Origin of the sequence: Shewanella hafniensis, from assembly GCF_019655335.1 — a bacterium.
In the GTDB taxonomy this organism is placed as follows: Bacteria; Pseudomonadota; Gammaproteobacteria; order Enterobacterales; family Shewanellaceae; genus Shewanella; species Shewanella hafniensis.
This window is the reverse complement of the sequence record NZ_BPFD01000166.1, coordinates 1-1,749: the sequence shown is the minus strand read 5'-3', so window position 1 is coordinate 1,749 and position 1,749 is coordinate 1. Positions and strand designations below refer to the sequence as shown.

Annotated in this window: 1 protein-coding gene; it reads right to left on the bottom strand. The window is 49.9% G+C overall.

The features are described from left to right. Nucleotides 1-1,476 (bottom strand): cell division protein ZapE (gene zapE / locus K5Q99_RS21690; protein WP_220778108.1); only part of this gene is annotated, 1,476 nt, incomplete at its 3' end. Between the last annotated feature and the right edge of the window lie 273 nt (nt 1,477-1,749).

Sequence of the window (1,749 nt, the reverse complement as noted above, 5' to 3'; positions counted from 1 at the left end):
CTTTCCACCCATTTCTACCAACCGAGACGCGGCTCGTCGAAAGGAAAAGGCGAGATCATTGGCGGCCGATAATTGTGCCAGTGACACGCCACTTCGACCCGTCGCCGACCACTCAAATTGTTCACCCTCTTTGGTGCGAATCATGGTCGTCGCAAAGGAACTCGAGTTTCCCCCCTTCTCACTGACAAACAACTCTTCATTTCCATCACTGCTTTCAACTTGCGCTTCAAACTCGACAAATAATTCATCGAGCGGGACTTTTGCCGCTAGCACCAAGCGGGTGCGAGATTCATAACACACGTCAATGAGGGTCACGAATCGTCGCGCTTCGTCGAGGTGATTGGCGTCTAATTGCGGCACCCGGTCCATGATGAGGACCTGAAATCGGTCGCAGAGGGAAATATAATCGGCCGCGCCGAGTGGTTGGTAGCATAACTCGGAAAAGTCAAACCAGGCGCACTGGTCATTCAATCGGGCGACCTGGACGGTGCGACCGAAGGGTACGTGAATGGCCTCGGCCTCAGTTTCGGATGCAGTGCCACCAAATATTTCTTTCAACTGCGCCTGCATGTTGTTATCACTATTATTATCGCCGTGAACATCCTTGTTTGACCAAAAATAGGATTGACCATCAGCTCGAGTTTCGAGTCGATAATCCTTGGCGGAATCCTCCATGGAGATAATGTCGAACGTGTGTTTTAACATGTCTATGAATGGCAAAAAGAGGGATCGGTTAATGCCTCCCTCATACAAGGCATCGGGGGAGCGATTCGAGGTGGCCACCACCACGACATTCCAATCTAATAATAATAAAAAAAGTCGTTTCAAAATCATGGCATCGGCAACGTCTGTTACTTGAAATTCATCGAAACAGAGGAGTTGGGCTTCCTGTGCCAATTGCTGCGCAATGATGGGTATCGCATCATCTCGTGGGTGCTTCTGTTTGTAGACAAAGATTCGATGATGGACGTCTAGCATGAATTCATGAACGTGGACACGGCGTTTGGTAATTTTGACGTGTTTGAAGCTGTGGCTGTCATTATTACAGCAAGAATCATCAGGAACATTAACCGACGCGTAAAAGAGATCCATTAGAAAGCTCTTGCCGACCCCGACCGGTCCATGAATGTACATGCCTCGCGGTGGTGGACCAAAAGACCACAAATGGAATTTCTTTCGAAGAAAGGACTGAGCGGATGCCAAGGATCGCGTCAGTAACAGTAACAGCGGACTGCTGCTTGTAGAGCTGCTCTCTGTCGGTCTGTCGGTGCGCAGGGGTACTGGTGGGAGCGAGGTAAGAGACTCGTGCAGAGCATCGAGTTTTGCCGCCAGAGCGACTTGCGCGTCATCTCGTCGCACCTCCTCCGCATCCACCTTGCGTTCATACGCCGCTGTCACGGGGCCTATCGGGAGGGACCGCCGAGCAACGCGATGTTGTGCTGCCATATTCTTCATCACCGTCTTCATCATCAACATGATGAGTTTATCAACATGGTAAGGAAAGTACGATCAAGTCCGCTTCTTCCCGCTTTTTTCGATTGTCTCAGGTCTACGAGTAATTGGGGTCAGAAGAAGATTAATGGGAAACCTTAATCTGACCCCGATTTCCGCCCCATTTGCGTCCTAACGTCTTAGTATTTATGCGCTGCGCTGTTTGCAGGGCATAAATCGCTTGTTGGACTTGGCCGCTGCCACATCCGTGTAAATGGGTATGAATAATGCTATAGGAATTTGCTTTTTTGCGGTAGC